Origin of the sequence: Sedimentimonas flavescens (genome assembly GCF_025154035.1) — a bacterium.
Lineage (GTDB): Bacteria > Pseudomonadota > Alphaproteobacteria > Rhodobacterales > Rhodobacteraceae > Rhodobacter > Rhodobacter flavescens.
In genome coordinates this window covers 1-22,999 of record NZ_JAOALJ010000009.1, presented here as the reverse complement: position 1 = coordinate 22,999, position 22,999 = coordinate 1, and the positions used below count along the sequence as shown (strand labels likewise).

The 22,999-nt window shown below is 64.6% G+C and carries 20 protein-coding genes; 12 read left to right on the top strand and 8 right to left on the bottom strand.

Going from position 1 to position 22,999, the window contains the following annotated elements:
• Nucleotides 1-45: 45 nt before the first annotated feature.
• Complete coding sequence (locus N3C64_RS14875) at nt 46-1,812, bottom strand: acyl-CoA dehydrogenase family protein (RefSeq protein WP_260015050.1); 1,767 nt, start codon at nt 1,810-1,812, stop codon at nt 46-48.
• Nucleotides 1,813-1,927: 115 nt separating this feature from the next.
• Here N3C64_RS14875 and N3C64_RS14870 point away from each other — a divergent pair, with 115 nt between their 5' ends.
• Nucleotides 1,928-2,959: an AraC family transcriptional regulator gene (locus N3C64_RS14870; RefSeq protein ID WP_260015049.1), complete on the top strand. Its 1,032-nt coding sequence runs from the start codon at nt 1,928-1,930 to the stop codon at nt 2,957-2,959.
• 161 nt (nt 2,960-3,120) lie between these two features.
• Here the strand turns inward: N3C64_RS14870 and N3C64_RS14865 are convergent, their stop codons facing one another.
• Nucleotides 3,121-3,777, bottom strand: a complete 657-nt coding sequence (locus N3C64_RS14865) for an aminotransferase class IV family protein (RefSeq protein WP_260015048.1) — start codon at nt 3,775-3,777, stop codon at nt 3,121-3,123.
• Nucleotides 3,732-4,883, bottom strand: coding sequence for an aminodeoxychorismate synthase component I (locus N3C64_RS14860; protein ID WP_260015047.1), 1,152 nt, complete (start codon nt 4,881-4,883; stop codon nt 3,732-3,734). Before N3C64_RS14860 ends, N3C64_RS14865 begins: the two co-directional genes overlap by 46 nt.
• A gap of 253 nt (nt 4,884-5,136) precedes the next feature.
• Here N3C64_RS14860 and N3C64_RS14855 point away from each other — a divergent pair, with 253 nt between their 5' ends.
• Nucleotides 5,137-6,312 (top strand): aminotransferase class I/II-fold pyridoxal phosphate-dependent enzyme, encoded by a 1,176-nt coding sequence (locus tag N3C64_RS14855; protein WP_260015046.1) that lies wholly within the window; start codon nt 5,137-5,139, stop codon nt 6,310-6,312.
• Nucleotides 6,313-6,316: 4 nt separating this feature from the next.
• Here the strand turns inward: N3C64_RS14855 and N3C64_RS14850 are convergent, their stop codons facing one another.
• The 5 genes from N3C64_RS14850 to N3C64_RS14830 all read right to left on the bottom strand — a co-directional run bounded on the left by N3C64_RS14850 (nt 6,317) and on the right by N3C64_RS14830 (nt 12,778).
• On the bottom strand, nt 6,317-7,309 hold the full coding sequence (locus tag N3C64_RS14850) for an ABC transporter substrate-binding protein (RefSeq protein ID WP_260015045.1): 993 nt from the start codon (nt 7,307-7,309) through the stop codon (nt 6,317-6,319).
• Nucleotides 7,306-9,165: an MFS transporter gene (locus N3C64_RS14845; RefSeq protein ID WP_260015044.1), complete on the bottom strand. Its 1,860-nt coding sequence runs from the start codon at nt 9,163-9,165 to the stop codon at nt 7,306-7,308. The genes N3C64_RS14850 and N3C64_RS14845 overlap by 4 nt, the downstream gene beginning before the upstream one ends.
• A gap of 49 nt (nt 9,166-9,214) precedes the next feature.
• Nucleotides 9,215-9,946, bottom strand: a complete 732-nt coding sequence (locus N3C64_RS14840; protein WP_218631325.1) for a hypothetical protein — start codon at nt 9,944-9,946, stop codon at nt 9,215-9,217.
• Nucleotides 9,947-10,073: 127 nt separating this feature from the next.
• On the bottom strand, nt 10,074-10,790 hold the full coding sequence (locus tag N3C64_RS14835; protein WP_218631324.1) for a response regulator: 717 nt from the start codon (nt 10,788-10,790) through the stop codon (nt 10,074-10,076).
• Entirely contained in the window at nt 10,787-12,778 is a 1,992-nt protein-coding gene (locus N3C64_RS14830) for a hybrid sensor histidine kinase/response regulator (protein WP_260015043.1), read from the bottom strand. Before N3C64_RS14830 ends, N3C64_RS14835 begins: the two co-directional genes overlap by 4 nt.
• A 189-nt stretch (nt 12,779-12,967) precedes the next feature.
• Between N3C64_RS14830 and N3C64_RS14825 the strand changes: the two genes are divergently transcribed.
• The 10 genes from N3C64_RS14825 to N3C64_RS14780 all read left to right on the top strand — a co-directional run.
• Nucleotides 12,968-14,608 carry an acyl-CoA synthetase gene (locus N3C64_RS14825; protein WP_260015042.1) on the top strand — a complete coding sequence of 547 codons (1,641 nt, stop codon included), beginning with the start codon at nt 12,968-12,970 and terminating at the stop codon, nt 14,606-14,608.
• 67 nt (nt 14,609-14,675) lie between these two features.
• Entirely contained in the window at nt 14,676-15,434 is a 759-nt protein-coding gene (locus N3C64_RS14820) for an ABC transporter ATP-binding protein (protein WP_218631321.1), read from the top strand.
• A gap of 50 nt (nt 15,435-15,484) precedes the next feature.
• The gene (locus tag N3C64_RS14815; RefSeq protein ID WP_446033356.1) at nt 15,485-16,183 is read left to right on the top strand and encodes an ABC transporter ATP-binding protein; all 699 of its coding nucleotides are present in this window, start codon (nt 15,485-15,487) and stop codon (nt 16,181-16,183) included.
• Between the two features lie 37 nt (nt 16,184-16,220).
• Nucleotides 16,221-17,426: an ABC transporter substrate-binding protein gene (locus tag N3C64_RS14810; protein ID WP_218631319.1), complete on the top strand. Its 1,206-nt coding sequence runs from the start codon at nt 16,221-16,223 to the stop codon at nt 17,424-17,426.
• Between the two features lie 73 nt (nt 17,427-17,499).
• A complete protein-coding gene (locus N3C64_RS14805; RefSeq protein ID WP_218631318.1) occupies nt 17,500-18,390 on the top strand; it encodes a branched-chain amino acid ABC transporter permease in 891 nt (296 codons plus the stop codon).
• 13 nt (nt 18,391-18,403) lie between these two features.
• On the top strand, nt 18,404-19,327 hold the full coding sequence (locus N3C64_RS14800; RefSeq protein ID WP_260015041.1) for a branched-chain amino acid ABC transporter permease: 924 nt from the start codon (nt 18,404-18,406) through the stop codon (nt 19,325-19,327).
• Nucleotides 19,328-19,381: 54 nt separating this feature from the next.
• A complete protein-coding gene (locus N3C64_RS14795) occupies nt 19,382-20,140 on the top strand; it encodes an electron transfer flavoprotein subunit beta/FixA family protein (RefSeq protein ID WP_218631619.1) in 759 nt (252 codons plus the stop codon).
• Complete coding sequence (locus N3C64_RS14790; protein ID WP_260015040.1) at nt 20,140-21,048, top strand: electron transfer flavoprotein subunit alpha/FixB family protein; 909 nt, start codon at nt 20,140-20,142, stop codon at nt 21,046-21,048. The genes N3C64_RS14795 and N3C64_RS14790 overlap by 1 nt, the downstream gene beginning before the upstream one ends.
• Nucleotides 21,049-21,065: 17 nt before the next feature.
• Nucleotides 21,066-22,865, top strand: coding sequence for an acyl-CoA dehydrogenase (locus N3C64_RS14785; protein WP_260015039.1), 1,800 nt, complete (start codon nt 21,066-21,068; stop codon nt 22,863-22,865).
• A gap of 31 nt (nt 22,866-22,896) precedes the next feature.
• Nucleotides 22,897-22,999, top strand: a 103-nt coding sequence (locus tag N3C64_RS14780; protein ID WP_260013898.1) for an FAD-dependent oxidoreductase, incomplete at its 3' end; no start/stop codon positions are given.

The following is a 22,999-nucleotide window of genomic DNA, read 5'->3' as shown; positions in this document are numbered from 1 at the left end:
GGTCGTGTCCTTTCTTGGATAAGGCGATGTCGATGGGCGTCGGGGTCAGACGTTTGCGGAAAGCAGGCTGTGCGCGCCGTGCAGGATGCGCATGCGTTCGACCGCGGTTTCCACCAGAATATTGTGGGCGTAGAAGGAAGCCGTGGCGATCTTGCGGCTCATGAAGTCCGCATCCTCGCCACGCGCCAGCATTTCGGTTGCCGCCAGCATCGAGCGGCCCAGTTGCCAGCCCGCTGCAAGATTGCCCGTCAGCATCAGGAACGGCACACTGCCAGCATAGGCGAGGTTGGGGTTCTCCCGACCGACCTCAAGCAGATATTCCAAACCAGCCTCAAAATCCGACCGGGCTGCGGCCAGCCGATCTGCGACTGCCTTGGCTTCAGGCCCCGCTTGGGCAAGCTCCTGCTCGATCTGAGTTACGCAGAGGGCGAAACGGCGGGCAACACTGCCTCGGTCACGCAGAACTTTCCGGCCCAGCAAGTCATTGGCCTGGATTGCGGTCGTGCCCTCGTAGATCGGCAGGATTCGTGCGTCGCGGTAGAACCGGGCGACACCGGTTTCCTCGATGAAACCCATGCCGCCATGAACCTGAACGCCGAGCGAAGCGACCTCGACCGCGCGTTCGGTCGAAAAGCCCTTGACCAATGGCACGAGGAATTCAGCCATCTGAGCCGCCTCATCCCGCGCGCCGCCATCGCCGTGCTCGGCAAGGTCCAGCCAGCCGGCGGTGGCGATCGCCAGGGCGCGGCAGCCCTCGACAGTGGCGCGCATCCGCAGCAGCATTCGCCGGACATCGGGGTGCTGAATGATCGGCACGCTTTCCACCGAGCTGCCGTCGACCGGTCGGCTCTGCACTCTTTCGCGCGCATAGGCCAGGGCGTGCTGATACGAACGCTCCGCGATGGCAACGCCTTGGACGCCAACGGCGAAACGCGCGGATGTCATCATGATGAACATGTACTCGAGGCCGCGGTTCTCCTCGCCCACGAGAAAGCCGGTCGCACCCTCAAACTCCATTACCGTTGTCGGGCTGGCATGGACGCCCAGCTTGTGCTCCAGGCTGAGGCAGGTGGCGGCATTGCGCGCCCCGGCGCCACCCTCGGCATCCGGCAGATATTTGGGAACGATAAACAGGCTCAACCCTTTCGGGCCCGAAGGTGCGCCGGGCGTCCGTGCCAGAACGAGATGCACGATGTTTCCGCTCAACGCGTGCTCGCCATAGGTGATGAATATCTTGGTGCCGGTGATGGCGTAGCTGCCGTCCTCGCGGCGCTCGGCCCGGGTGCGGATCCGCGCCAGATCGCTGCCGGCCTGCGGTTCCGTCAGGTTCATCGTCCCCGACCACTCACCGGTGACCAGTTTCTCCAGATAAAGCGCCTTCTGCTGCTCGGAGCCGTTCTTCACAAGCGCGTCGATCGCACCGTCGGTAAGCAGGGGGCAGAGGCCAAAGCTCATGTCCGCAGCGTTCAGGATCTCGGTCGCGGCCGCCCCGACGGCGCGCGGAAAGCCCATACCGCCGTGCTCCTGCGCATGAGGCAGACTCTGCCAGCCCATTTCGGCGAACTGCGCATAGGCCTCCTTGTAACCCTCGGGCAACTCCACGCCGGTCTCATGCAGCTTTGACCCGGTCTCGTCGCCCAAGGGGCCGAGCGGGGCGATGACCTCGGAGCAAAACCTGCCGAATTCGCCCAGTACCGCCCGAAAGTCAGCCAGGTCGAATTCGCCGTAGCATGGCAGGGACCGGAGTTCGGACCATTGCGACAGGTGCTCAAGGTCGAACGTGATATCCTGGATCGGGGGCAGGTACTGCATGCGCAAACTCGGTGAGTGATGTTGATCAACGACAAATATGTTGGTTGTCAGCGCGAAACCACGTCATTATTGAACAAGATATTATCATAAAGTGACAAACCGGGAAGAAACGCGGATGTCTGTCTCCTTCAGCTCCAGCCTCTCGACCGTTTCCTGGCGCTTCATCGAAGACTGGCTTGATGCCTTGCGCGGTTGCTACACCGAGGAACAATTGCAAGGCCTGCTGCGGCGCGCTGGCCTAAACCCGGATAAGAGCCATTCCGACTCGCGCGTGACGCTTGACCAGATCGTTAGCCTCTACCAGATCGCTGCCGTGGAAAGCCGAGACGAGATGATGGGGCTCTGGAGCCGTCCGATCCGTCCACGGGCGCTTCAGCATCTGCTCACCTCAATCCGGGTTTCCGACACGTTGGGTTCGGCGCTGTATCGCTTCTCCACTTTCTGGAACCTGCTTCTGGACGACTATCGTTTCGAGACGCGCGCCGAGCGGGGCAAGATGAGCCTGAGTTTGCTGCCATACGGAAGTCAGCCGGTTCAGCGTTTTGGGCATATGCTAACTTTGAAGCTTGCGCATGGGCTGCTGTCATGGCTCGCCGGATATGAGGTTCGCGTCGACTCGGTCCAGTTCGCGTTTCCTCGGCCGGATTTCGCGGTGGACTACGCGGTTATCTTTCCGGCCAGGGTCACTTTCGCGGCGGCGTCTTCGACAATCGTGTTCGAGGTCGCTGGCCCCGACCGTCTGGTTTCGAGAAGCAAGTCCGAAGTGGCGGAGTTTCTCAGCCGAGCCCCGCGCGACTGGATCTTCACAGGGTATCGAACCCATGCCTGGTCGCTTCTGGTTCGTGAATTCCTGAGCCGCTCGAATTGGGAAGACTGCCGTCTTGTCGATGCCGCTGCCGAGTTCAGGAAAACGCCGCGCACCTTGATGCGCCTTCTCGATGCCGAAGGCGTGTCATTTCAGACAATCAAGGATCGGCTGCGTTGCGACATTGCGATCCACGATCTGTCGGACGATCAAAAGAGCATTGAGCAGATCTCGCAGGAGCTTGGGTTTTCCTCTGCAGCGAATTTCCATCGGGCCTTTCTTCGCTGGACTGGCTCCACTCCGGGCGCCTTCCGCCAATCGGGGGCCGCAAACGACGTGTGACGACCGTGGTCACACCGCCAGGCACGCTTCACGGCGGGAACGCCTTGCCAGATGAGACCGAGCCGCAGCGTCCGGAGCAGGCCTTCTCCATGAGCGATCACTCAGGCTGCACTGGGCGGGCCATCCGGCAGTCGTTCAGGCGTTCAAGATGGCGCGGCCGTTCAGTGCGAGTCCCGCCCGGCAAGACGTGCCCCTATCAACCCGCGAAAGCTGTTGCCTACGAAAACCTCTTCCGCGCGCCCTAGGTCTTCAAGCGTCAGCACCGCCTCCTCCCAGCCGTCCATCAGCATCTGTTCGCGCAGCACACCCGGCAGCAAACCGCAGGACAGCGCCGGGGTCAGCCTGCGTCCGTTCTGGTCGATCACGAAGATCGAGGTGATGGTTCCCTCGCAAAGCTCTCCGCGTTCATTGCAGAACAAAAGCTCGTCGATGCCCGGCGGCAGTGCGGTGCGCGCCCGATCATAAAGCGCGCGCTGGGTCGTCTTGACCCCAAGCCAGGGGTCGACGGAAGAGACCCGCTCGGGCGCGAGCACGACCTGCCATGTGACCGGCGCCGGATCGAAGCGCGCGGTCGTGCACTCGATCCGCCCCTCGGCGTCCAGCGTCAGGCGACACCGCAGCGGCACATCGGAGGGGTCGATGCCCGCAACTGCGCGTTCCAGTTTCGCCGTGTCGCAGGGAAACCCCAGACTGCGCGCGCTGCGCAGCATCCGGGCGCGGTGCAGCGGCCAGCGCCTTGCGCCCTCGCCGGGCCACCAGCCAAAGGTCTCGATCAGCCGCGTGCCGGCGGGGATATCTGCGCGAAACGGCTCTTCCACAGTGCCTCCTGATATTCAGCGGCGGCGGTGCTGTCCCACACGACACCCCCGCCCACATTGAGAACGCCGTGCCCATCCTGCACCATCAACGTGCGGATCGCGACGTTGAACTCCGCGCGCCCGTCCGGGGCGGCCCAACCGATCGTGCCGCAATAGGCGTCACGCGGGAAGGGCTCCAACTCGTGCAGGATCTCCATCGCGCGCAGCTTCGGGGCGCCGGTGATCGAGCCGCAGGGGAAGAGCGCGCGCAGGATGCCGGACAGGCTGACCTCGGGGCGCAAGCGGGCCTCGACCGTGCTCGTCATCTGGTGGACGGTCGCGTAGGTCTCGATCTGGTAAAGCGCGGGGACACGCACTGAACCAAGCTCGGCGATCCGGCTCAGATCGTTGCGCAGCAGATCGACGATCATCAGGTTTTCGGCCCGGTTCTTGGCGTCGTTTTGCAGCCAGTCGCGGTTCGCCGCATCCTCGGCAGCGGTCTGGCCGCGTTGGATCGTGCCCTTCATCGGCCGCGTGACGATCGCGCCATCGGCTTGCGTGCGGAAGAACAGCTCGGGCGAGCGGCTAAGCAGCGCGGGCAGATCGCCGCCTTGCAACACCAGCGCGCCATGCCCCACGGGGTGCCCTTCGCAAAGCGCCGCATAAAGCGCCGCCGGATCGCCGGAAACCGCGCAATCGAGCGGGAAGGTCAGGTTCGCCTGATACACATCACCCGCGCCGATATAGGCGTGCAGGCGCTCGAAGGCCTGCGCGTAATTGCTTGCCGTCCAGCGCGGTTGAAGCGCCGAGATCGCCTGCGCCGCGGGGGGCAGGGGCGGGGCCTCTTGCGGGCCATCATAGACGCCGAAGCGCAGCAGCGGCAAAGCCCGCCCGTCTGGCAGCAAGGGGTTCAGCCTGGGTTCCAGCGCGTAGCCAAGTTCGTAGCTTGCGTAACCGGCAAGCCAGTGGCCGTCCGCCAGCGCCCGGTCGAGCGCTAGCAGGGCCGCATCGACTTGCGATAGCTCGCGCGCCTCGATGATCGCGCTCGGGCGCGCGAAGAGGGCTGCGGAGGGGCTGCCTGCCGTGTCGCCGCGTAGGGCCAGGCCGGCATCAAAGCGGATATCCAATCGCGCGGCCCTCCGGCAGATGTTCTGACGCGTACTGTCCGCGATGCCTAGAACACAACCCGCGAAGGTTCAACTTGCCTCTCGGGATAACAGCACCGGGGGTTTCGATCAAAAACCGGCTCGCGCGCCTCTTGAGCGGGCGCCGTAGCCGCACCGGGGTGACTGCAATCGGCAAGTGCGAAATCGACGAAGATCGGGTATCATCCACCCTTCACCGCCGGTTCGTTCACGGCCCATCTGATGGGAGAAGCCGATGTCTACCGCCGCCGCGCGTGCCCATGCCGCCGCGCAATCGATCAGCAAAGTCGAGACCTTCTTCATGGCGCACCACGCCGCCGTGAGCCAGACCCCCGCGGTTGCCGATTTCACCTTCGGCAACCCGCATGAGATGGCGCTGCCGCCGCTTGTTCAGGCGATCAAGACCCGCGCCGAGCCACAGGACGTCAACTGGTACGCCTATAAATCCAACGAAAGCGAGGCCTGCGCCTTCCTTGCCGGGGTGCTCTCGGAGGAACTCGGACTGCCCTATGAGGAAGAGGATATCGCCCTGACGAAGGGCGCTTTCGGCGCGATCAAGATGGCCTTCACCATGCTGCTGGAGGCGGGCGACGAATGCATCGTGCCGCTGCCCGGCTGGTTCTGCTATGGCTCGATGCTGGCTGCGGCGGGGGCGGTTGAGGTGCAGGTGCCGCTGGCGTCGGAGACGTTCGATCTGGATCTGGCGGCGATTGCCGGGGCGATTACGCCGAAGACCCGCATCGTTGTCGTCAATACGCCCCACAACCCGACCGGGCGAATCTATTCCCGCGCAGAGCTTGAGGCGCTTGCCGATTTGCTGAACGCCAAGTCGCGCGAGATCGGGCGGCGGATCTGGATCCTCTCGGATGAACCCTACCGGCGTATCCGCTTTGACGGCATCGGCTTTACTTCTCCGGCGGCGGTCTATCCGCATACGCTGATCGACTATTCCTACGGCAAGATCCTCTTGGCGCCGGGGCTGCGCCTTGGCTATCTGGCGATCACGCCCACCCTTCCCGCCGAGGAGCGCAATGAGCTGCGCGCGTTACGCTTTGCCGTGCAGATGGCCGATGGCTGGAACGTGCCGGACGCGCCGCTGATCTATGCGCTGCCCGATCTGGAAACACTCAGCATCGACCTTGGCGCGCTTGCGCGTCGGCGCGACCATATGCTGGGGGCGCTGTCGGACTGGGGCTACCGGATGACCCGACCCGAGGGCACCTTCTATCTTTGGGGCCGCGCACCCGGCGACGATAGCGGGGCCTTTGCCGAGGTATTGGCCCAGAGCGGGATCTACGTGATGCCCGGAACCATCTTCGACCGGCCCACGGATTTCCGCATCTGCCTGACCGCGACCGATGACATGATTACAGCGGCACTGCCCGCGTTTCAGGCGGCCGCGCAGGTCTAGGGCGTCACTCGACCGTTTCAGCGATGTCGAGCAGTTCCAGCGGTGGGTAGACTCCGATCTTGCGCGCCATGTTCGTGTCGATGGTGATGGCAAAATCCTGCATCCGCGCTACGGGCAGGCTGCCGGGCAGGGCGCCCTCAAACAGGATCTGCTCGGCCAGTCGGCCTGCAAGCCTGCCCACGTCGCCGTAACGCGCCGCGACCGAGATCAGCGCGTGGCCCTTGCGCACCATATCTTCATAGGGGCTGATGACGGGCATCTTCGTGGCAAGGGCCGCCGCGTGGAGCGCCTCGCTTTCGGCCTGTAGAAAGGACGAGCTTCCGACATAGACAAACTCGGCGCCAACCGCTTTCAGGGCGGCCATGCCGGCCTCGATATCCTGCGCGCGGGGGTGGCCATCCTCGCCAAGCGGCAGTTCGACGGCGGTGAAGGCGATCCCCTGGTCGGCGGCAAGCGCGGCCATCTCATCGCGCTTCACGACCGAGTTTTTTTCATCCGCGTTGAACAGAAGGCCCAGATGGGCGAAGGCGGGCATGTAGCTGCGGATGGTCTGGAGGGTGACAGTCTCGGGCATCCGGTTGTAGGTGCCAGTGATATTCGCACGGCCGGTCTCCTCAAGCGATTGCACGACGCCCGCGCCGACCGGGTCGGCCACGATCATGAAGATCTGCGGGATCGTGTGGTTGAACTGCGGTGCCTCCAGATCGGCCAGCGTTCCGGCGATGCCGATGGTGGCGCTGGTGCCCCAGGTCAGGATCAACCCGGTCCCGCTCTGGCGCGCCTCGTCGAGGAAGCCGGGCAGGCGGGTCTTGTCCTGTGCGGCGTCGCGCAGGGTGAAGGTGACGTCGTGCCCGCTGGCTGCGAGGTAATCCTGAAAGCCCGCGCAAGCCTCTTCGCAGCCACGCCATGTCACGATCATGATATTCGCGGTCTCGGCAGTCGCCGTCCCGACCCCCAGAGCGACAGCCAGTGCGGCGGTGGCAATCTTCGATCTCATGGCCTGCGCTCTCCCTTCTCGCGGCCAGCCCATGCGATGCCGCCCGCGCCCACGACTCCCAAGACTACCAACAGTGCAAGCATTTCCAAAATCGATCCCGTGGGCAGTGTTCTCATGGCCAGCGTTGTCAGCGCCAGCCCTGCCAGCGCGCCGAGGCGCTCGGCGATGCGCAGGCCGGAAAGGCTCAGGCCCGCCGCCTGCGCGATTTCGGTGATCAGGGCCAGAAGCGGCCCGCGGATCAGCGCGTGGCCGATCCCGATGCCAGCGGTCGCAAGGATCATGGTCACGAACCCCATATCGCGCGACAGCGCGACAAGCGCTGCGGCAGTGACCATCGCCCCAAGCGTCACGGCGGCCCATCGGCCGCGTGCCAGGCCGCTCAGGGTGCCGCCCAGCAGGATCTGCGCGAGGTAGTAGAGCATGACGACCCGTGCGGTTTCCGAGGTGTCCGCCCCAAGCGCCGCAAGCTGCATCGGCGCCAGAAACCATACAAAGACCGCCGTCACGAGGTTGAGGGGGATCGCGATGCCAACTGTCAGCGCGGCGTAGCGCAGAGGTGCCAGAGGTTCTCGTCTTCCCGGCGCCGTTGCCACCGAGGCGGTGTCGGCCGGGGTGTCGGACGCCATGGTTAGCTGGCCCATCATCGCCGCTCCGAGGACAAGCGCGGCACCGACCGCCAGGGCGAAGCCGTAGCCGAAATGCTGTGCCATGACCCCGCCCAGAACCGAGCCACAGAAGGTTCCGCCGAAGATCATCGCGATGAAGGTACCCGAGGTGCGCGACAGTGCGGCCCCGCGCTCGGCGCGCAGCGCATATTCCTGGCAGGCGATCGAGGCCAGCGCGTAGCTGATGCCGACGCCCGCGCGTGCCAGGGCGATCACGAAGACATCGCGCGCCACGGCCATGACCAGAAGTGAAAGCGCCGCCGGGAGCGCCGAGGCCACGAACAGCCGCCGCGCGCCGAACCGCTCGGCCATGCGCCCGCCGAAGGGCGACAGGGTCATCACCGCCAGCAGGTAGAACAACAACGGCAGGGCTGCTGCCAGATTGGCCGAAAGCCACTCGGGCCGCCCCTCGGCGCGGGCAAAGACCGGCAGGAACGAGGCCGAGACCTCGGTCCCCGCGACGAAGACGAAGAGGGCAAAGCGGATGTCGATGATCTCGGCATAGCGCAGGCGGGGAAGCGCGTCTGCCGCCTGACGGGTAACCGCCGCCGAGAATGCATTGAGGCACCGCGCAAGCCGGCGGAACAGCGCGATGCCAGTGGGTCGGATGGCGCGCGAATAATCTCTGGCCTGTTGCAGCGCGAGCAGCCCCTGAATACGGCGCAGGGGTTTCCAGATCGATGCGGCTACGACCGCCAGCGCCAGTTCGACCCCGATCAGCAGAAGCGCGATGGCCAGCACCGATACGTCAAGCAGTACACCGCGCAGCTTCGTCTCGGCAAACTGCGCCGAGCTTTCGACCCGAACGGTACCCACCATGTCGTTGCGCACGAGGATCGGCAGGGCAAAACCCGTCGCCTCGACGCCTAGCCGGACGTCAAGGCCGGTGCGGCTCAGCAGTGTCAGGCTGACCTCATTCGCGGCCTCGGCGATGGTCTCGCCGCGCCGGGTTTCCAGCGACACGCGCTGAACCTCGGGGAATTGGGCGATGGTGGCGGCGAGATAGCCCTCAAGCCCGGCGATGGAGTCGATCGGGATGCCCGATGCGACGCTTTGCTCGACCTTGGAGCGGATGATCTCGCCGATCAGCCGGGTGCGCTGGTGCAGTTCGGGGGCGACGGCGCGGTCGAACGAAACCAGCGTGACGAAGCTGAAGGCAAGCACGGTTGCAGCGATCAGCAGTGCCAGCATGGTAAGCATCCGGCCCCGGATCCGCTGCGTTCCTGTAATATCCGCCCCCTCAGCCATGCTCGTCACCCCGGTCGCGCAGGGCCTGCCGGTAACCCGCAAAGACCGCCCTCAGCGCCTGGCCGAGACCGTTCGTGCTTGCCACTCCGGCCGTCACGCGGCCAGACCAGACATCCTGTTCGAACGCTTCGATCTGTGCCTCGGCGCTGCTAAAGGCCGCGATCTGCGGGCGCAGCCACAGCCAGATCCCGGCGCCGGACAGGGCCGACATCACTGCCCAGATCGCCAGTGCCGAGGTCAGCAGTTCCGCCGCCATCGCGCGCACGAGGATGGTGCTTTCGCGCCGGTCGATCTCGACCACCACGGCTCCCAAGGGGTGCCCCGTCGCGCCGACGATCTGCACGGCACTGAACAGGTGCGCGCCATCCGACCAGTTCCAGCGGGTGTCCTCGGCCCGGCGCGCGGGCATCTGCAGACCTGCCCCACCCGTGGCGCGGATCACCGCCCCGTCTGCGTCAATGACATAGACGCCCGCGATGGCATCGTCACTTTGGCGCGCGCGTTCAAGGAGTGCGGCGGAATTGCGGACGCTGGCCAACGGCAACCCGATCCGCGCCGCCGCCTCGAAGGGTTCTGCCGTCATCTCGGCCAGAACCGCCAGCCGCCCGCTGAGCAGGTCGGTCTGGATCTGCTTGAAGTTCAGGATCGCAAGCCCGACGAACAGCGCCAGCACCAGCGCCAGCGTGGCCACCGCAACGGCCCAGAGCCGGAGGAAGACCGCCACTAGCCCCGGCTCCGGCTAGCGATGGTTGGGGTCGGGACTGGCACGGAGTGATCTCTCGTTCGATTACGGATTCCGACACACAGCATGCCATAACGCGTAGCGATTTCGAAAAAAACCGTGAGCGGCTTCAGTCGCTCCAGTCCACCTCGGCGCTGAAGATGTAGCCCGCGCCATAGACCGTGCGGATGACTTCGCCATCGTCGGGCGCGCGCGCGATCTTGCGACGCAGGCGGCAGACGCGGGCGTCCATGCTGCGATCGAAGGGCTCGTTCGAGCGCCCCTGCGTCGCATCGAGCAGGTTCGAGCGGCTCAGCACACGGCCCGGTGCGCGCAGGAAGGCCTCGAGCAGGCTGTTCTCCGACGAGCTGAGCGTGACCTGGTGGCCATCGGTATGCGTCAGGGTGCAGGCCTTGAGGTTCGCGGTCCAGCCGCCAAAGCTGGCCACCGAATGCGGATCGCTCTCGGCGGCCTCGCGGCTCTTGCGGCTGCGGCGCAGGACGGCGCGCAGGCGGGCTACCAGTTCGCGCGGCTCGAAGGGTTTGACGATGTAGTCATCCGCGCCGATCTCAAGCCCGACGACCTTGTCGGTGACCGAACCGCGCCCGGTTACGATCACGCGCGGCATGTTCTCGGGCAGGGTATTGCCGTTGATCAGGCTCAGCCCGTCGCCATCGGGCAGCGACAGGTCGATCAGGCAAAGGTCCGGTGTCTGGCGGCGCAATTCGCGCTCGAACTCGGCCAGGCGGCGGAAGCTGCGCATGGTGAAGCCCTGCTGCACGAGGCTGCGTTCGATCAACCGGCTGATATCCAGATCATCCTCGAGAAGGTACACAAGCGTGCTCATTTGCTCGATCTCTCTGCAATGGACATTCCACGGGAAATATCGCGGCGCGCGCGCTGGCGCGCCTTGGAAAGCGCGTCGGTCAGCTGCGCATCGGTAAAGGGTTTGCGTAATGCGGGAATATCGGACAGCGCGCCATCATCGGGCTGGGTCAGGCTGGCCTGACCGCTCATCAGCAGGACGGCGATTTCGGGGCGGGTGGCGGCCAGATGCTGGGCCAGCGCGAAGCCGTCGGTCTTGCCTGGCATGTCGATATCGGTCAGTACGATGCCGACCTCTTCGATATGATCCAGCAGGTTCAATGCCTCGTCCCCGGTTTCGGCCTCGATCAGCGGATAGCCAAGCGCCGCGATCTGACGGCGGATGGTGCGCCGCACCTGCATGTCATCCTCGACCAGCAGAAGCAACTCGGCCGCACCCGCCTCGGGGATGGTCTCTGCGGTGGGGGTGGGTTCGGCCGGCGCACGCAGTTCCACCCCCGGCAGCAGGATGGTGAAGCGCGCGCCTTGCCCCGGTGCGCTGTCCACCGCAATCGCGCCGTTCGACTGTTTGACGAAACCATAGACCATCGACAGCCCGAGGCCCGACCCTGCCCCCGCGGCCTTCGAGGTGTAGAAGGGTTCGAACACCCGCTCGGTCTGTTCGGCCGACATGCCGCAGCCGTCATCCGAGAAGCGGATGCGCACGTAATGGCCCACCGGAAGGTGCAGCAGTTCGGCCTCTTCGGGGGGCAGGTCGTAGGGTGCCACCTCGATCTCGATCCGCCCGACGCCACCGGTCGCATCCTTGGCATTGATCGCAAGGTTCAGCAGTGCCATCTCCAGCTGCGCCCGGTCGACAAGGGCCGAGGGTACATCGGTGCGATACTCCTGCACGATCTCTAGGCTGCGCGGCAGGGATGAGCGCAGCAGCGTGTGGATCTCTTCCACGGCGCCGACAATATCGGTGGGTTCGGGGGCGAATTGCTCGCGCCGCGCCAAGGTCAGCAGCCGCTGCGTCAGCGCCGAGCCGCGCCGGGCCGCCGAGATCGCCGGGGCAAGGTAATCCGCGACCAGTTCCCCCTCGCCCAATTCCTCGGCCAACGGCACGAGGTTGCCCAGGATGATCGTCAGCAGGTTGTTGAAATCATGCGAGATGCCGCTGGCCATACGACCAAGCGCATCCATCTTCTGCGAACCCATCAGCGCCGACATGGTGGCCTTGCGGCGCGTCACGTCGATCGACAGAAGGTAGAACCCGATCACCTCGCCCGACGAGGGCGTCTCGGGGCGCAACAGGGTGCGAATATCCTTGAAACGACCATCGGGCAGCTCGATGCGCATCTCGAAGTCCACAAGCGCACCGCGCCGCGATTGTTCGAAGAACCGCGCAGACTCGCTCAGGGTACGCGGATGCAGGATGTCCGAGGCGTAGAGGCCGATCACCTCTTCGGGCGTGCGCCCATAGGCCCCGGCAAAGCGACGATTGGCGTACAGCACCTTCATGTCGCGGGCGATATGGGCGATGCCGGCGGGCACCTCGTCGGCGATCAGCTTGAGCCGCGCCTCGCTGAGTTGCAGCGCATGGGTCCGCTCTTCGACCAACTGTTGCAGTCGCGCCTCCTGGTTCCGGCGCTCGGTGACGTCGGTGTAGATCGTCACGAAGCCGCCACCGGGAAGGGGCGAGCCGGTCACCTCCAGTACGCGTCCGTTGGGGCGCGCGCGCTCGAACTGGTGGCGCTCGAACCGGCGGGCCTTCTCGACGCGCTCGGCCACCAGCGCATCGGGATCGCCGGGGCCATATTCACCGCGCGCGGCATTGTAATGGATGAAGCTGGCGAAATCCGCGCCCTGAAAGGCCAGATGCGCGGGGTAGTCGCACATCTCAAGGAACTGGTCGTTCCACGCGATCATGCGCAGGTGCTGATCGAAGATGGTGATGCCCTGGTCAAGCTTGCCAAGCCCCTCCAGGACGAGGCCGGAAAGGCCGAGATCATTTGGCGCGTCTCGCATCATGTCGTCCGTTGGGCGTTGGCTTGGCACATCCTACGATGCGACAGCGGGCCGGGTTTCCCAAGCCAAATTCCCGGCATGTCACAATTGGATACATTTCGCGGAAAATTGGGCAATATGCCCGTGTGTAAGTTTTGCGCATTGACTCGGAGCAGGAGGGGTTCCGGGTCGAGCGGAGGGACTTACATCATGAACAAGCACAGCATCTACGAAAGTGGACTGGATGCGAATGCGGCAAATTATGCCACGCTGACGCCCCTGTCTTTTGCAGAGCGCACCGCCTCGGTCTATCCCGAGATGACGGCCGTCGTTTACGGCGATCTGCGCCGCAACTGGGGCGAAACCTATGAGCGCATGTGCCGTGTTGCCAGCGCGCTGGCCAAGCGCGGCATAGGCAAGGACGACACCGTCTCGGTCATCGCCGCCAACATCCCCGAGATGTTCGAGGCGCATTTCGCCGTGCCGATGGTTGGCGCCGTGCTGAACACCGTCAACACCCGTCTGGATGCCGAGGCCATCGCCTTCATCCTCGCCCATGCCGAGGCCAAGGCGGTCATGGTCGACCCCGAATTCAGCGATGTGGTCGAACGCGCGATCAAGATCAGCGGCCGCCGCGATATGCTGGTGATCGACATTGAGGACGCCACCTATGAGGGCGGCCACCGTATCGGCTCGGTCACCTATGACGAGTTGCTGGCCGAGGGCGATCCGGCCTTCCGTTACGATCCGCCCGCCAGCGAATGGGATGCGATCAGCCTGAACTACACCTCGGGCACAACGGGCAATCCCAAGGGCGTGGTCTATCACCACCGGGGCGCCGCGCTGAACGCGATGTCGAACATCATGACCTGGGGCATGGCTCATCATTCGCGCTACCTCTGGACGCTGCCGATGTTCCATTGCAACGGCTGGTGCTTCCCCTGGACCATCGCGGCCAATGCCGGTGTCTGCGTCTGCCTGCGCTCGGTCCGTGTCGAGCCGATCTACGAGGCGATCCGCACCGAGAAGGTCACCCATTTCTGCGGCGCGCCGATCGTTCTGAATATGCTGGCGAACGCGCCTGATGAACTGAAAGACTTCTCGCACAAGGTCAAGGTGATGACCGCCGGGGCCTCGCCGCCGGCCGCCGTGATCGAGAAGATGGAAGCCATGGGCGTCGAGGTCACCCATGTTTACGGTCTGACCGAAACCTACGGCCCCTCGGTCGTCTGCGCCTGGAAAGGCCATTGGGACGATCGCAAGCCCGAAGAGCGCGCGCGCCTCAAGGCCCGTCAGGGCGTCAAGAACGTGGCGCTGTCGGGGCTGATGGTCGCCGATCCGAGCACGCTCGAGCCGGTTCCCTCGGATGGCGTGACGATGGGCGAGATCTTCATGCGCGGCAACAACGTGATGAAGGGGTATCTCAAAAACCCCTCGGCCACGGACGAGTCGTTCAACGGCGGCTGGTTCGCCTCGGGCGATCTCGGCGTGATGCATCCCGATGGCTATGTCGAGCTCAAGGACCGCTCGAAGGACATCATCATCTCGGGTGGCGAGAATATCTCGTCGGTCGAGGTCGAGGACGTGCTTTACAAGCATCCCGCGGTGATGGAGGCGGCCGTTGTCGCCCGCCCCGACCCGAAATGGGGCGAGACGCCTTGCGCCTTCGTCGAGCTGAAAACCGGGCAAGAGCTGCCCGAGGCCGCCCTGATCGCCTTCTGCCGCCAGAACATGGCGCATTTCAAGGTGCCCAAGACGATCGTTTACGGGTCTCTCCCGAAAACCTCGACCGGCAAGGTTCAGAAGTTCGTCCTGCGCGAGCAGGCCAAGGCGCTGAACACGTCAAAATGACCCCCCTGAACTGGAGGCGTTGCGGGGCTTGCCCCGCACGCCGCCCTCTTTCTGCAAAGCGAGTGTCATGAGCAAATCCGACGATTTCATTCTGGAAACCCGCGGGTTGACCAAGGAGTTCAAGGGCTTCACCGCCGTGAGCGAGGTTGACCTTCGTATCCGCCGCCACACCATCCACGCCCTGATCGGGCCGAACGGTGCGGGCAAGACCACGGTCTTCAACCTGTTGACCAAGTTCCTGATCCCGACGCGCGGCTCAATCGCGTTCAACGGGCGCGACATCACCAATGCCAAGCCCGCAGAAATCTCGCGCATGGGCGTGGTGCGTTCGTTCCAGATCTCGGCCGTCTTCCCGCATATGACCGCGCGCGAAAACGTCCGCGTGGCGCTGCAACGCAAGCTGGGCACCTCGTTCCACTTCTGGCGCTCGGAAAAGACGCTGCACAAGCTCAATGACCGCGCCGACGAATTGCTCGGCATGGTGGGGCTTGAGCGCTTCTGCGACGCGATGGTCGGCGATCTGCCCTATGGCCGCAAGCGTGCGCTGGAGATCGCCACGACCCTCGCGCTTGAACCCGAGATGATGCTGCTCGACGAACCGACCCAGGGCATGGGCCGCGAGGATGTCGAACTGATCACCCAGTTGATCCGCAAGGTCTCGAAGAACCGCACGATCCTGATGGTCGAGCACAACCTGGGCGTCGTTTCGACGCTTTGCGACCAGATCACCGTCCTGCAGCGCGGCGCCGTTCTGACCGAGGGCACCTATGCCGAGGTCTCGGCCGATCCGCGCGTGAAGGAAGCCTATATGGGGAAAGCGGCATGAGCGACGTGATCGAGAACCACGACATCGGCGGCCAGCACGTCTCGGAGCATATCGAGGAGCTGCGCATCCAGGACCTGCACGCCTTCTATGGCGAAAGCCATGCGCTGCACGGCATCGACATGAAGGTCTATCAGGGCGAACTGGTCACGCTTCTGGGCCGCAACGGCTCGGGGCGCACCACCACGCTGCGCTCGATCATGGGTCTGATCGGCCACCGCACCGGCTCGATCATGCTCAAGGGCGAAGAGGTGATCCACGCGACCCCCCATTCCATCGCGCATCTGGGCGTTGGCTACTGCCCCGAAGAGCGCGGCATCTTCTCGCGCCTCTCGGTCGAGGAAAACCTGATGCTGCCGCCGCGCGTGGCCGATGGCGGCATGTCGGTCGAGGAACTCTACGAGATGTTCCCCAACCTTGCCGAACGTCGCCGCAGCCAGGGCACCCGCCTGTCGGGCGGCGAGCAACAGATGCTGGCCATGGCCCGCATCCTGCGCACCGGCGCCAATATCCTGCTGCTCGATGAGATCACCGAGGGCCTTGCCCCGGTCATCGTGGACAAGCTGGGCGAGGTGCTGCTTGAGCTGAAGACGCGCGGCTACACCGTCGTTCTCGTCGAGCAGAACTTCCGCTTCGCAGCCCCGCTCGCCGACCGTCACTTCGTGATGGATCACGGCAAGATCGTCGCGACCATCAAGGCCGACGAGCTGGAGAGCAAGCAGCACATTTTCGACCAATATCTGAGCGTCTGAGGAGGACGCCGGAAATCATCCTAGGAGGAGGAACTTAATGAAACTGTTCAAGAAACTCGCGGCCAGCGCCTCGGTTCTGGCGATGCTCGCCAGCGGTGCAAGCGCCGAAATCAGCGATGGGGTCGTCAAGATCGGCCTGCTGACCGACATGTCGGGCACCTATTCGGACGTGGCGGGCCCGGGCACCATCACCGCAGCCGAAATGGCGATCGAGGAATTCGGCGGCACCGTCGCCGGCGCACCGATCGAGCTGGTCTCGGCCGACCACCAGAACAAGGCCGACATCTCGGCCAACAAGGCGCGCCAGTGGGGCGACACCGAGAAGGTCGACGCCTTCGCGGAACTCGTGACCACCTCGGTTGCCATGGCGGTCTTCGAAGTGGCCAAGCAGCAGAACAAGATCGCGCTCGTGTCGGGTGCGGCCTCCTCGCCGCTGACCAACGACGCCTGCATCCCGACTGGCCTGCACTGGACCTATAACACCCGCGCGCTCGGCGTCGGCACCGGTTCGGCCGTTGTGGCCGAGGGCGGCGACAGCTGGTTCTTCCTGACCGCCGACTACGCCTTTGGCGAGGCGCTTCAGGGCGACGTGTCGAAAGTGGTCGAGGCCGCTGGCGGCAAGGTTCTGGGCTCGGTCAAGCATCCGTTCCCGGCGTCTGACTTCTCGTCCTTCATGCTGCAGGCGCAGGCCTCGGGCGCGAAGGTCATCGGCCTGGCCAACGCGGGTGGCGACACCATCAACGCGATCAAGGCCGCCAAGGAATTCGGTATCGTCGAAGCCGGTCAGAAGATCGCCGGTCTGCTGGTCTTCCTGTCGGACGTCCACGCGCTTGGCCTCGACACCGCGCAGGGCCTGCAGATGACCGTGAGCTTCTACTGGGACATGAACGACGAGACCCGCGAGTGGTCGAAACGCTTCTTCGAGAAGACCGGCAAGATGCCGACGGGCATCCAGGCTGGCACCTACTCGGCCGTGCGTCACTACCTGAAGGCCATCGAAGCCACCGGCTCGGATGACACCGATACCGTTCTGGCCAAGATGCGCGAAATGCCGGTCGAGGACATGTTTGCCAACGGTGGCGTGCTGCGCACCGACGGCCGCATGGTGCACGACATGTATCTCGCAGAGGTCAAATCTCCGGCCGACTCCTCCGGGCCCTGGGACTACCTCAAAATCGTGCGGACCATTCCGGGTGAAGAGGCTTTCGGCCCTCTTTCCGAAAGCACCTGCCCCACGAAGTAATGCGAGATGCGACCACCGGGTGCCTTCGTGGCATCCGGTGGAGCATCCGGCAATGCAAACAAGGACATAACCTATGCTGACGGATCTGCTGGGCTTTCCCCCGCAAGTGCTTTTCGGCCAATTGCTTCTGGGCCTCATCAACGGCGCGTTCTACGCGGTGCTTTCGCTCGGCCTGGCCGTCATCTTTGGCCTTCTCAATATCGTCAACTTCGCTCATGGCGCGCTTTACATGCTGGGCGCTTTCGCCACGCTGGGGCTGACGCAATATCTGGGCATCGGCTACTGGGGCGCGCTGATCTTTGCGCCGCTGATCGTCGGTGCCATCGGTGTCGGGCTTGAGCGCGTGCTGCTGCGCCGCCTGTCGGGCATCGACCACCTCTACGGCCTGCTGCTGACCTTCGGTCTTGCGCTGGTGATCGAGGGAACCTTCGTCAAACTCTTTGGCGCCTCGGGCATTCCCTATCCCACGCCGGAAGCGCTGCAAGGCGGCGTGAACCTCGGCTTCATGTTCCTGCCCTTCTATCGCGGCTGGGTCGTGGTGGCTTCGCTCGCGGTCTGTGTGGCGACCTGGTATCTGTTCGAGCGCACCAAGATCGGTGCCTATCTGCGCGCCGGCACGGAAAACCCGCGCCTGCTGCAGGCCTTCGGTGTGAACGTGCCGCTGCTGACCACGCTGGCCTATGGCTATGGCGTCGCACTTGCCGCCTTCGCCGGTGTGCTCGCCGCGCCGATCACCCAGGTCAACCCGCTGATGGGCTCGAACCTGATCATCGTCGTCTTCGCCGTGGTCGTGATCGGCGGCATGGGCTCGATCATGGGCGCGGTGGTGACCGGTCTGAGCATGGGCGTCATCGAAGGCCTGACCAAGGTGTTCTGGCCCGAGGCGTCTTCGACCGTGATCTTCGTTGTCATGGCCATCGTTCTGGTGCTGCGCCCGGCAGGGCTGTTCGGCAAGCCCGCGTGAGAGGATACTGACAATGAACAAGTTTCTCGGCTATCTCATCGTTCTGGCCATCGCGCTGGCAGCGCCGCTCTTCATCTACCCCGTCTTCCTGATGAAGCTGCTGTGCTTTGCACTCTTCGCCTCGGCCTTCAACCTGATCCTGGGCTATGGCGGTCTGCTCAGCTTCGGTCACGCGGCCTTCTTCGGTGGCGCAGCCTATATCTCGGGCCATGCGCTCAAGGTCTGGGGCCTGCCGACTGAACTGGGCATCCTTGTCGGCGCGCTTTCTGCCGGTGTCCTCGGGCTTGCGATCGGCACGCTGGCGATCCGTCGTCAGGGCATCTACTTCGCCATGATCACGCTGGCCATGGCGCAGATGGCTTACTTCGTCTTCATCTCCTCGCCCTTCACCGGCGGCGAGAACGGTCTTCAGGGCGTGCCGCGTGGCATGGCGCTCGGGATGATCGACCTGACGAATGACCGCTCGATGTATTACTTCGTGTTGGCGATCTGCCTGGCCGGCTTCCTGCTGATCGCGCGCGCCGTGCATTCGCCCTTCGGCCAGGTGCTCAGCGCCATTCGCGACAACGAAGACCGCGCCCGTTCGCTTGGCTATGACATTGAGCGTTACAAGCTGCTGGCCTTCGTGCTTTCGGCGACGCTGGCGGGTCTGGCCGGTGCGACCAAGACGGTGGTGTTCCAGCTGGCCTCGCTGACCGACGCGCATTGGCACATGTCGGGCGAGGTGGTGCTGATGACGCTGCTCGGTGGCCTTGGCACCATTGCCGGTCCGGCCGTGGGCGCGGGTATCATCGTGACGCTGCAAAACTACCTTGCCTCGGGGCCGCTGGCCGCCTGGGTGCCGGTGGTGCTTGGCGTGATCTTCGTGGCCTGCGTGCTCTCGTTCCGCCGCGGTGTCGTCGGCGAATTGCGTGAGTTCCTGCGCCGCTCGTTCTGATCCTGTCCGGGGCCCATCGGGGCCCCGGCCTCTTCTGCCCACAGGAGTGTTCCCATGAAGGTATTGGTGCCTGTTAAGCGGGTGATTGACTACAACGTGAAGGTTCGCGTGAAGGCGGACGGAAGCGGTGTCGATCTTGCGAATGTGAAGATGTCGATGAACCCGTTTGACGAGATCGCGGTGGAAGAGGCGATCCGTCTGAAGGAGAAGGGCGCGGCGAGCGAGATCGTCGTGGTCTCGATCGGCGTGAAGCAGGCGCAAGAGACGCTGCGCACGGCGCTGGCGATGGGCGCGGACCGCGCGATCCTGGTTGTTGCCGCCGATGACGTGCATCAGGACATCGAGCCGCTGGCCGTGGCCAAGATCCTGGCCAAAGTGGTCGCGGAAGAGGCCCCGGGTCTGGTGATCGCGGGCAAGCAGGCGATCGACAACGACATGAACGCGACCGGCCAGATGCTGGCGGCGCTGCTCGGCTGGGGTCAGGCGACCTTCGCCTCGGAGATCGAGATTGCCGGCGACAGCGCGAAAGTGACGCGCGAGGTCGATGGCGGCTTGCAGACCATCTCGGTCAAGCTGCCGGCGATCGTGACCGCCGACCTGCGTCTCAATGAGCCGCGCTATGCCTCGCTGCCGAACATCATGAAGGCGAAGAAGAAGCCGCTCGATGAGAAGACCGCCGCCGATTACGGCGTCGACGTGACCCCGCGCCTGAGCGTCGTGAAGACCGCAGAGCCGGCGGGCCGTTCGGCTGGCATCAAGGTGGGCTCGGTCGACGAGCTGGTGGCGAAACTGAAAGATGCGGGGGTTCTGTGATGTCGGTTCTTCTGATTGCTGAGGTGAACAGCCTCGACGCGACCTCGAAAGCGCTGAGCGCGGCCAAGAAGATGGGCCCGGTGACGGTGCTCGTGGCCGGTGCGGGCGTGGATGCGGCACCGTTCGCGGCGCTCGACGGTGTGGCCAAGGTGCTGACCGCCGATGACGCAGCCTATGCGCATGGCCTGGCCGAGCCGCTGGCCGATCTGGTCGTCTCGCTCGCCGGTGGCGTCACCCATATCGTGGCGCCTGCCACGGCCGAGGCCAAGAACGTCCTGCCGCGCGTTGCGGCACTTCTGGATGTGATGGTGATCTCGGATGTGGTCGGCGTGGTTGACGCAGACACTTTCGAGCGCCCGATCTACGCGGGCAACGCGATCCAGACGGTGAAATCGTCGGACAAGGTCAAGGTGGCCACGATCCGCGCGACGGCGTTCGAAGCCGCGGGCGCGGGTGGTTCGGCCCCGATCGAGGCCGCGGCAAGCGCCGGTGACAAGGGCCTGTCGGCTTGGGTCGAGGACAAGGTGGCGGCCTCGGATCGCCCCGAGCTGACCTCGGCCAAGATCGTGGTCTCGGGTGGCCGTGGCGTGGGCTCGGAAGCCGACTTCGCACTGATCACGGCGCTTGCCGACAAGCTCGGCGCTGCTGTCGGCGCAAGCCGCGCTGCGGTGGACTCTGGCTTTGCCCCGAACGACTGGCAGGTCGGCCAGACCGGCAAGGTCGTGGCGCCGGAACTGTATGTGGCCGTCGGCATCTCGGGCGCGATCCAGCACCTCGCGGGCATGAAGGACAGCAAGATCATCGTCGCCATCAACAAGGACGAAGAAGCCCCGATCTTCCAGGTCGCAGACTTCGGACTCGTCGCCGATTTGTTCGACGCGGTTCCCGCGTTCACCCAGACAATCTGATCTCAGGAGAGAATGAGATGAGCTACCAAGCCCCGCTTCAGGATATGACCTTCGTGCTGACCGACCTGTGCGGGCTGGCCGAATTGTCGCAGTTGCCCGGTCTGGAAGACGCCACGCCCGAAACGGTCGAGGCGATCCTGGAGGAGGCCGGGAAATTCGCCGGACAGGTTCTTGCTCCATTGAACAGGTCCGGCGATGAAGCGGGGCTTGGGTTTGACAACGGGCGCGTGATCGTTCCCGAAGGCTGGCAAGAAGCCTATGACCAGATCGTCGAGATGGGCTGGAACAGCCCCGCTGCCTCGCCCGAGCATGGCGGCATGGGCCTGCCCTTCGCGGTCAACGCCGCAATCCAGGAGATGTTCAACGGCGCGAACACGGCGTTTCAGCTATGCCCGCTGCTGACCCAGGGCGCGATCGAGGCCATCGCGCATTACGCCTCGGGCGATCTTCAGGAAACCTACCTGCCCAAGTTGGTGACCGGTGAGTGGACCGGCACGATGAACCTGACCGAACCGCAGGCGGGCTCGGACCTTGCCGCGATCCGCTCGAAGGCTGCGCCCGAGGGCGATCACTACCGTGTCTCGGGGCAGAAGATCTTCATCACCTATGGCGAGCATGAGATGACCGAGAACATCGTCCATCTCGTGCTGGCGCGTCTGCCCGACGCCCCGGCGGGGGTGAAGGGGATCTCGCTTTTCGTCGTGCCGAAATTCATGGTGAATGCCGATGGTTCGCTTGGCGCGCGCAATGACGTGCGCTGCGTGTCGATCGAGCACAAGCTGGGCATCCATGCCTCGCCGACCTGCACGCTGAGCTTCGGCGACGACGGCGGCGCGATCGGCTATCTGGTGGGGGAGCCGAACCAGGGCCTGACCTATATGTTCGCGATGATGAACTCGGCGCGTCTTGGCGTTGGCCTGCAAGGCATCGGTATCGCCGAGCACGCGGGCCAGCACGCTGCGGCCTATGCCGCCGAGCGCAAGCAGGGCGGCCGTCCGGGCAGCGCGGGCTCGGTCGCGATCATCGAACATCCCGACGTCAAGCGGATGCTCGGTCTGATCCAGGCGCGCACGCAGGCCGCGCGGGTTCTGGCCTATCGCGCCGCGGCGGCCTCGGACATCGCGTCGCGCAGCACGGATGCCGATGTGGCTGCCAAGGCGCAGCGCCGTCTCGATCTGCTGATCCCGGTCGTCAAGGGCTGGTCGACCGAGATGGGCAATGTCTCGGCCTCGCTGGGCGTGCAGGTGCATGGCGGTATGGGCTTCATCGAGGAAACCGGCGCCGCGCAGCATTTCCGCGATGCGCGGATCACCACGATCTATGAAGGCACGACGGGCATCCAGGCGCTTGACCTGATCGGACGCAAGATCAGCCGCGACAAGGGCTATGCAATGGCCGAGCTGCTGGCGGATATGGACGATACCGCCGCGCGCCTTGGCGCCGCCTCGGGCGCGGGCGTGAACTGGGAAGGCTATGCCAAGTCGCTGACCGAGGCGACCGCCGCCCTGCGCGCCGCGACCAACTGGATCGTCGATCAGGCCGCAAGCCATTCGGAACTGCCGCAGGCTTCGGCCTGTGCCATGCTTGACCTCGCCGGTGTTTGCCTTGGCGCTTGGGCGATGGCCGACAGCGTGCTGGCAGCCTCGGCGCGCATCGCCGCCGGCGACAGTGCTGCCTTCCTGCGCAGCAAGTTGCGCATCGCCGAGTTCTACCGCACGCAGATCGCCGCACAGGCGCCGTCGCTTCTGGCGCAGGTCACGCTTGGGGCCGACGCAGTAATGGCGTTTGATGCCGCCGATCTGGGGGTCTCTGCCTGAGGCCCCACCTCCAGCCTTAAGGAGCGCATTGATGTCAGAGATCGTCCGCGAGTCGATGGAATATGATGTAGTGATCGTTGGCGGGGGTCCTGCGGGTCTTTCGGCGGCGATCCGTCTCAAGCAGATCGACCCGG

What these genes read in the sequence shown, in the direction of transcription:
- N3C64_RS14790 (WP_260015040.1), top strand. Translation starts at nt 20,140, where the DNA reads ATGTCGGTTCTTCTGATTGCTGAGGTGAACAGCCTCGACGCGACCTCG.
- N3C64_RS14870 (WP_260015049.1), top strand. Translation starts at nt 1,928, where the DNA reads ATGTCTGTCTCCTTCAGCTCCAGCCTCTCGACCGTTTCCTGGCGCTTC.
- N3C64_RS14875 (WP_260015050.1), bottom strand. Translation starts at nt 1,812, where the DNA reads ATGCAGTACCTGCCCCCGATCCAGGATATCACGTTCGACCTTGAGCAC.
- N3C64_RS14800 (WP_260015041.1), top strand. Translation starts at nt 18,404, where the DNA reads ATGAACAAGTTTCTCGGCTATCTCATCGTTCTGGCCATCGCGCTGGCA.
- N3C64_RS14805 (WP_218631318.1), top strand. Translation starts at nt 17,500, where the DNA reads ATGCTGACGGATCTGCTGGGCTTTCCCCCGCAAGTGCTTTTCGGCCAA.
- N3C64_RS14810 (WP_218631319.1), top strand. Translation starts at nt 16,221, where the DNA reads ATGAAACTGTTCAAGAAACTCGCGGCCAGCGCCTCGGTTCTGGCGATG.
- N3C64_RS14795 (WP_218631619.1), top strand. Translation starts at nt 19,382, where the DNA reads ATGAAGGTATTGGTGCCTGTTAAGCGGGTGATTGACTACAACGTGAAG.
- N3C64_RS14850 (WP_260015045.1), bottom strand. Translation starts at nt 7,309, where the DNA reads ATGAGATCGAAGATTGCCACCGCCGCACTGGCTGTCGCTCTGGGGGTC.
- N3C64_RS14820 (WP_218631321.1), top strand. Translation starts at nt 14,676, where the DNA reads ATGAGCAAATCCGACGATTTCATTCTGGAAACCCGCGGGTTGACCAAG.
- N3C64_RS14830 (WP_260015043.1), bottom strand. Translation starts at nt 12,778, where the DNA reads ATGCGAGACGCGCCAAATGATCTCGGCCTTTCCGGCCTCGTCCTGGAG.
- N3C64_RS14855 (WP_260015046.1), top strand. Translation starts at nt 5,137, where the DNA reads ATGTCTACCGCCGCCGCGCGTGCCCATGCCGCCGCGCAATCGATCAGC.
- N3C64_RS14845 (WP_260015044.1), bottom strand. Translation starts at nt 9,165, where the DNA reads ATGCTGGCACTGCTGATCGCTGCAACCGTGCTTGCCTTCAGCTTCGTC.
- N3C64_RS14825 (WP_260015042.1), top strand. Translation starts at nt 12,968, where the DNA reads ATGAACAAGCACAGCATCTACGAAAGTGGACTGGATGCGAATGCGGCA.
- N3C64_RS14785 (WP_260015039.1), top strand. Translation starts at nt 21,066, where the DNA reads ATGAGCTACCAAGCCCCGCTTCAGGATATGACCTTCGTGCTGACCGAC.
- N3C64_RS14835 (WP_218631324.1), bottom strand. Translation starts at nt 10,790, where the DNA reads ATGAGCACGCTTGTGTACCTTCTCGAGGATGATCTGGATATCAGCCGG.